This is a genomic window from Mesorhizobium sanjuanii (assembly GCF_002529485.1).
Taxonomy (GTDB): Bacteria; Pseudomonadota; Alphaproteobacteria; order Rhizobiales; family Rhizobiaceae; genus Mesorhizobium; species Mesorhizobium sanjuanii.
Genome location: NZ_NWQG01000289.1, coordinates 1 through 6,681, shown reverse-complemented (window position 1 = coordinate 6,681; position 6,681 = coordinate 1). Strand labels below are relative to the sequence as shown.

The following is a 6,681-nucleotide window of genomic DNA, read 5'->3' as shown; positions in this document are numbered from 1 at the left end:
CTGGCGCAGCCATATGAGATGCCCTGCCCGCAAGTGGTGATCGGCAGCTTCAGCGCTCCGCTCACTCCCGCGCCCCCTTGCCATCGGCCCCTCCCTTGGTGTAGCCAGTCTCCACACTCAAACGTCTTGAAAAGAGGGCTGCGTGTTTATCGACCACCACCGTCAGCGCGGCCCTGTCCCTGCCCTGCGAGCTAGCTTGCAGGGCTGACCAGGGACGGTCCGGGTTTCTCCCGCTTCGTTTTTTTGGTCTGCCCTTCGTGGTGCCGCAACGCTGAGCCTGATGGCCAGCACGTGCACCGTCAAGTGCATTGAGCCGGACTCCGGCAAGACCAGAGAAATCCAAATGGCCCTGATCAGCCTCAAATCCCTCGGCGTCACCATGAGTGCGCCGCTCTTTTCCAACCTCGACCTCACCATCGGCGCCGGCGACCGGCTCGGCATCGTTGCCGCCAACGGCCGCGGCAAGTCGACCTTCCTCAAATGCCTGACCGGCGAGATGGAACCGACATCCGGCGACATAGCCCGCACGCGCGGCCTGCGCGTCGGCCATGTCGAGCAGTCGGTTCCGGCTGCTCTCCTCGACCACACTTTCCATCAGGTAGTTACCTACGCCCTGCCGGCCGAGCAGGCGGAAAGCGAGTTGTGGCGTGTCGACGTGGTGCTCGACTCCCTCGACGTGCCTGAGCCGATGCGCGAGCGGCCGATGCGTGCCTTGAGCGGCGGCTGGCAGCGATTGGCGCTGATCGCCCGCGTCTGGGTCACCGATCCCGATGTCCTGCTGCTCGACGAGCCGACCAACCATCTCGACCTTGCCCGCATCAGCCAGTTGGAAGCCTGGTTGAACGCCCTGCCACGCGAGGTGCCGGTCATCATCGCCAGCCACGATCGCGCTTTCCTGGACGCCACCACCAACCGCACGCTGTTCCTGCGCCCCGAGCAGTCGCCGGTGTTTGCCCTACCCTATTCCCGGGCAAGACAGGCGCTCGACGAAGTCGATGCCTCGACCGAGCGCAAATTCCAACGCGACATGAAGGTGGCACAGCAATTGCGCCGGCAGGCCGCCAAGCTCAACAACATCGGCATCAATTCGGGCAGCGACCTGCTGACGGTCAAGACCAAGCAACTCAACCAGCGCGCCGAGCGCCTGGAAGATGCAGCGGCACCGGCGCATCGCGAGAAATCGGCGGGCGCGATAAAGCTGGCCAATCGCGGCACCCATGCCAAGGTGCTAATCACGCTCGACGACGCAACGGTCGAGACACCCGACGGCACGCTGCTGTTCAGGACCGGCAAGCGCCACATCTGTCAGGGCGATCGCATTGTCCTGCTTGGCCGCAACGGCGTCGGCAAGTCGCGCTTCGTCACCCTGATCCGGAATGCCATCGGTGAACCGGAAACCGTGCAGAGCGTCAAGGTGACGCCGTCGACGGTGCTCGGCTACAGCGACCAGGCGCTGTCCGGGATGAGCAGCAGCGACACGCCGCTGGCGATGGTCTCGCGAAAATTCGATGTCGGCGAGCAACGCGCCCGCTCGCTGCTCGCCGGCGCCGGGGTCAGCATCGACATGCAGGAGCGCAGGATCGGCGTTCTGTCGGGCGGGCAGAAGGCGCGGCTGATGATGTTGGCGCTCAGGCTCGCCAATCCCAATTTCTACCTGCTCGACGAGCCGACCAACCATCTCGACATCGACGGCCAGGAAGCGCTGGAGGCCGAACTGCTGGCGCATCAGGCAAGCTGCGTGCTCGCCTCGCACGACCGTTCCTTCATCCGCGCCATCGGCAACCGCTTCTGGCTGATCGAGAAGCGGCGACTGACCGAGATCGACAGTCCGGAGGATTTCTTCCGCTCGGTGGCGGAAGCAGAAGGTTAAGTGGTGGCGGCGGTATGTCTGTCGACTATCTCTGATCGCAAATTTCGTATCATGCTGCGAGACGTTTCCTTGATTTCTGAAACGTATCATGCAATGGTACGTCTATCGGGGACAGCAGATGATCCGTTCGTTCAAGGACAAGACCAGCGAGGCGGTTTCGAAAAGCAAGGCTCCGAAGGGCTTCCCGTCGGATCTGGTTCGCTCCGCACAGCGCAAGTTGTTCATGATCGACAACGCCGCCGAGCTGGTGGACCTGAAGACACCGCCCGGCAACAGGCTTGAATCGCTGAAAGGCAATCGTGCCGGTCAACATTCAATCCGCATCAACGATCAGTTCCGCGTCTGCTTTCGGTGGGTGGACGGGCAAGCAGAGGATGTCGAAATCACCGACTATCACTGAAGATTATCGCTATCGTTGTACTTGCTTACGCTCACGACCACGGCTTTCCTTGGCACATCATCCGTTGTCAACCTATCGCTCACTGCCAGGAGCTTACAATGTTGTACTTTGACACCCCGATCCATCCGGGAGAAATCCTTCGAGAGGAATATCTCGTACCGCTTGGCCTGAAGCCTTACACGCTGGCCAAAAAGCTGCATGTTCCACGCACGCGCATCGAGCGCTTGGCCAGCGAGACGACACCGGTAACTCCCGACACCGCGCTGCGCCTTGCGAAGTTCTTTGGAACCACGCCGCAGTTCTGGATGAATATGCAGGCGAGCTATGACCTTGCTGTGGAGGGAGAGGCCAAGAAGGCCGATCTCGAAACGATCGAACGCCTGGATGCTGCCTGAGGCAGCGGCGCCAACAACAATCGCCTCGCCTGGGTCTTGCGGCAAAAAAAAATTCGTCCGGTCTGTCGGATCATGACCCCACGCCACGTCCTTGGGACGCCGACACGATGATGCCGGCTTCAACCAGGGAGAGTGCATCATGTCCATTCTGTCATCCATAGGCCGCATCGCGACCCGTTACTCGGCCTCCCGCGCCCGTCACCGCAGCGAGCGCGCGCTGCTTTCGCTGCCGATCGAATTGCGCAAGGACATCGGCTGGCCCGAAATCCTCGATGCGCAAAACGAACGTCGCCTTGCCATGACAACCTCGTTGACCAAGGTAATATGAAGGCGACCACCGGCCTGTGGCCAGGGCATCCGGCCCTGGCGTTTGAAGCGTTTGAAAAAATTTGTGCGTTCGAAAAAAATTCGGCGGCCATGTAGGATCGCCGCCGCCTCGTTCGTTCCTTGGTGGCAAGCCCAACCAGACGCAAAGAGGAGCAAGACATGAACGATCAGCCCCAAACCCAGCCCGCGGCGAAAGTCCTCGGCGGATTGACCCCGTATCTCCAACTGGATGGCGCCTTCAAGGCCGCCGAATTCTATCAAAAGGCCTTCGGCGCCGATCAGGTCTTCCTCTACCCGCCGGACGAGCAGGGCCGCACCATGCACATCCACCTGCACATCAACGGTTCGACGCTGATGATCTCCGACTTCTACCCTGAGCACGGCATGCCCGCCGTGAAGCCGCAGGGCTACACAATGCAGCTTCACCTCGGCAGCGACGATATCGACGCCTGGTGGCAGCGCGCTGTCGATGCCGGTTGCGAAGTCGTCATGCCGCTGCAGGTGATGTTCTGGGGCGACCAGTGGGGCAATATGCGCGATCCCTTCGGTGTCGAGTGGGCGATGAACGCGCCGGTGAAGAAAGCCTGAGGAGGAGATCAAAATGTCCTATGTCGATGGGTTCTTGCTTGCCGTGCCCAAGGCAAATCTCGATGCCTACAAGAAAATGGCGCAAATGGCCGGCATCGTCTGGAAAGAGCATGGCGCGCTCGCCTATGTCGAATGCATCGGCGACGACGTGCCCTATGGCGAGGTCACCTCGTTCCCGCGCGCCGTGCAGGCCAAGGACGACGAGATCGTCGTCTTTTCGTGGGTCGTCTATGAATCGCGGGAAAGCCGCGATGCGGTGATGGCCAAGGTGATGGCCGACCCGCGCCTGAACGGAGACCTATCGACGATGCCGTTCGACGCCAAGCGCATGATCTTTGGCGGTTTTCAGCCGTTCATGGAGCTGTAGCACCACCCAGGGAGGTCGAGATTGAGGTCAGGCCGAGTCGAGAATGGTGGTTCCGAGAACCGGAACGGAGCGTACATTTAAGGACGTGAGTACCGGCCTACGCCGGCCGTAGCCTTAACTGCCACGACCGCTCATGAGTGCTTCGGCTGGCGAAGGCCGGAAGCACAGGAAACCGCCGGCCTCACCTCAAGATCGGCCTACCCGAGCCTGTCGAGCAGCGGCTTCAGCCGCTCGCCATAGCGTTTCCACAGATCGACCGAGCCCTGGTACATCGGCTGGCGCACCTGCGCGGCCGAGGCCGTGCGCACGGGACGGTCGGTCTCGTGGAACGACAGCACTGCATCGTCCCAGGGCAGGCCGAGATGAGCGATCAGCGCGCGCGTTTGCCCTTCCTGGTCGGCGACGAAATCCTCATAGCGCACATCGTGCACGACGCCGGGCAGCACGCTGTGCCAATGCGCCATGATGTCGGTGTAGAGATTGTGGAAGTCGGCGAGCTCGCCGAGATCGTAGCCATAACGGTGGCTGTCGCCGCGGAAATGCACCTTGTAGATCGACAGGCAGGTCGCCGCCGCATCGCGGGCGCAATGGATGATCCTGGCCTTCGGCAGCATCATGTGGATGAAGCCGACAAGCAGAAAGTTGCCTGGCATCTTGTCGGTGACATGCCGGATGCCGGGATAGCGGGCATGCAGCATGTCGAGATAGGCTTGCCCCGCCTCGGCAAAATCCGCGTCGGCTACATCGGATACTCCCCACGGGAAGCCACCCGGCATGGTCGACGGGAACTGCTTGCCGACCACCGTCTTCAAGATACTGAGCTCGCCTGCGCCATAGACCTGGGGATGACTGGCGATGATCTGCTCGACCAGCGTCGTGCCCGAACGCGGCATGCCGACGACAAAGATCGGCGCGTCATCGGCGATTGGGCTCGGCTTGTGCTTTTCGAAAAAGCCGGCATCGAACACCGACTTCATCGCATCGAATTCGGCGCGTGTCCTCACCGGATCATAGTCGATGCCCTTGCGGCGGATGGCGTTGCCCTCCGCGAAATAGTCGAAGGCTCTGCCATAATCCCTAAGATCGTCACTGGCCTTGCCGAGGCCGAAGGAGAGCTGCATGCGCGCCAGGCTGTCCTGCGGCGCCTTGGCATGCTGTGCTTCCATGCCGGCAAGCTCGGCGTCGCGCTCCTTCTGGCGCTTGACCTGCGTCAGCATCAGCCAGGCTCGGGCCATGCCGGGATTGACTGCCAGCGCCTGGCGGAAAAGATCGGTCGCTTCATCGAGCTTGCCCTTTTCCATCAGCCCGACGCCCAGCCCGTGCAGCAGGTCGGCATCCTTCGGCCGGATCGTCAGCGCCTCGCGGAAAACGGCGAGCGCTTCATCGAGCCGCCCAGCCTCCTGCAGCGTTTCGGCAAGCCCGATGCGGGCGCGGACATGGAACGGATTGCGGCCGATCGTGCCGCGATAAATCTCTTCGGCCTCCTCGAACTGGCCGAGTTGCTTCAGCGACGAGCCGAGATTGTCGCGCGCCGCGAGTTGGTCCGGCCGAATATCCACCGCGCCGCGGAAGAAATCGACGGCCGCCGCGACGCGGCCGAGATCGCGCATCACCGTTCCGAGATTGTTCAGGAAATCGGGATTGGTCGGCTGCAACTGCACCGACTGTTCGAGAAGATCCATCCCCTCGGCGCTGCGCCCGGTCTGATGCAGCAGCAATCCGAGGAAATGCGCAGCGGCGGCGTGGTTGGCCTTGCGCGCCAGCACCTGCCGGTAAATCGCCTCGGCTTCTTGCCGGCGCCCGGCCTGGTGCAGTTGCAGCGCCTGCTGCACATACTGGTCGAGACCTGGAGGCGGCTGGCCTCCAGGGCCAGACCTCGCTCCCGCACCTGCCGCTCTTCTCTGATCTCTGTTGATGGGAAACCTGCCGTGTTTGTCCGCCTGTGGCGATCTAGGCCATCGGCGCGGCAGGTTCAAGGGTTTGCGGGCAAGCCTACCGGAAATCTGCCTGGGTCAGCACATACATGTTCTTGCGACCATGCGAATAGGCTTCCCGCGCGACATCCTGGATCGAGGAGCGCTTCGCGTCGAACGCGCTGAGATATTCGGCCTCCGCTCCGGTCGTGGCCGGACTTGCCGCCGAAAGCGCGGCAACCTCCACGAAGAAGGGCACTTCGAACATGCCGTCATGGCCGGTGAAACGAATGCGCTGCGCCCCAGCGTCATAGGAGCGGCTGGGGTTGGGGAAATTGAGCGTCATGGTCGAATTCCTTGGCGCATGATCCGAGAAAAACGCATTTCTCGGACAAGGATCATGCGCAAAATCAGAGTGCTGCAGCGTCCCTTACGCGTCCAGGGGACGTTTAGCGCCGCAGCGCTCGCTGAAGCCACGGGAACGTGCATTCTGCAGGAACGATGTCCTACGCCTCTCTACATTGTGGGAATTCAGGAACAGCATCCCGGCGGTAGCATCAACTTTGCTAAGACCCACCATGGAACGCGCACCGACTTCGGCCGGAACGCCGGTAAACACGTGATAGATGGTCCACGATCTGTTGATCTCGATGCGGCGCCCATAGTCATGGTTCATCTGGCCCAGACTGTCGTCTTTCGTATTGGCGGAGGTAGCGCAGAGGCTCCTGATACTATCCATTCGTATTTCCTTCGCGTCAAATGAGGCGATTGCTTTCGGCAAGTTGACGCGCCCGCCGCAGCGTGCCGTCGGTGTCTGCGAC

8 protein-coding genes and 1 pseudogene are annotated in these 6,681 nt (G+C 61.7%); 6 read left to right on the top strand and 3 right to left on the bottom strand.

Annotation, left to right across the window (positions count from 1 at the left end; genetic code table 11):
* Nucleotides 1-343: 343 nt before the first annotated feature.
* The 6 genes from CN311_RS31150 (at nucleotide 344) to CN311_RS31125 (ending at nucleotide 3,947) form a co-directional block, all read left to right on the top strand.
* The gene (locus CN311_RS31150; protein ID WP_097577410.1) at nucleotides 344-1,870 is read left to right on the top strand and encodes an ABC-F family ATP-binding cassette domain-containing protein; all 1,527 of its coding nucleotides are present in this window, start codon (nucleotides 344-346) and stop codon (nucleotides 1,868-1,870) included.
* Nucleotides 1,871-1,988: 118 nt separating this feature from the next.
* Entirely contained in the window at nucleotides 1,989-2,270 is a 282-nt protein-coding gene (locus tag CN311_RS31145) for a type II toxin-antitoxin system RelE/ParE family toxin (RefSeq protein ID WP_097577409.1), read from the top strand.
* Nucleotides 2,271-2,368: 98 nt separating this feature from the next.
* A complete protein-coding gene (locus CN311_RS31140; protein ID WP_097577408.1) occupies nucleotides 2,369-2,665 on the top strand; it encodes a HigA family addiction module antitoxin in 297 nt (98 codons plus the stop codon).
* A 139-nt stretch (nucleotides 2,666-2,804) separates the two neighbouring features.
* A complete protein-coding gene (locus CN311_RS31135) occupies nucleotides 2,805-2,993 on the top strand; it encodes a hypothetical protein (RefSeq protein WP_097577407.1) in 189 nt (62 codons plus the stop codon).
* A gap of 158 nt (nucleotides 2,994-3,151) precedes the next feature.
* Nucleotides 3,152-3,580: a VOC family protein gene (locus CN311_RS31130; protein WP_097577406.1), complete on the top strand. Its 429-nt coding sequence runs from the start codon at nucleotides 3,152-3,154 to the stop codon at nucleotides 3,578-3,580.
* Between the two features lie 13 nt (nucleotides 3,581-3,593).
* A complete protein-coding gene (locus tag CN311_RS31125) occupies nucleotides 3,594-3,947 on the top strand; it encodes a DUF1428 domain-containing protein (protein WP_097577405.1) in 354 nt (117 codons plus the stop codon).
* 197 nt (nucleotides 3,948-4,144) lie between these two features.
* Here the strand turns inward: CN311_RS31125 and CN311_RS31120 are convergent, their stop codons facing one another.
* From CN311_RS31120 to CN311_RS31110, 3 genes and pseudogenes are all read right to left on the bottom strand, one after another.
* Nucleotides 4,145-5,779 (bottom strand): tetratricopeptide repeat-containing sulfotransferase family protein, encoded by a 1,635-nt coding sequence (locus tag CN311_RS31120; RefSeq protein WP_097577404.1) that lies wholly within the window; start codon nucleotides 5,777-5,779, stop codon nucleotides 4,145-4,147.
* Nucleotides 5,780-5,939: 160 nt separating this feature from the next.
* Nucleotides 5,940-6,206 (bottom strand): DUF1488 family protein, encoded by a 267-nt coding sequence (locus CN311_RS31115; RefSeq protein WP_097577403.1) that lies wholly within the window; start codon nucleotides 6,204-6,206, stop codon nucleotides 5,940-5,942.
* Between the two features lie 84 nt (nucleotides 6,207-6,290).
* Nucleotides 6,291-6,681: pseudogene (locus CN311_RS31110) on the bottom strand (hypothetical protein); the annotation flags it as partial.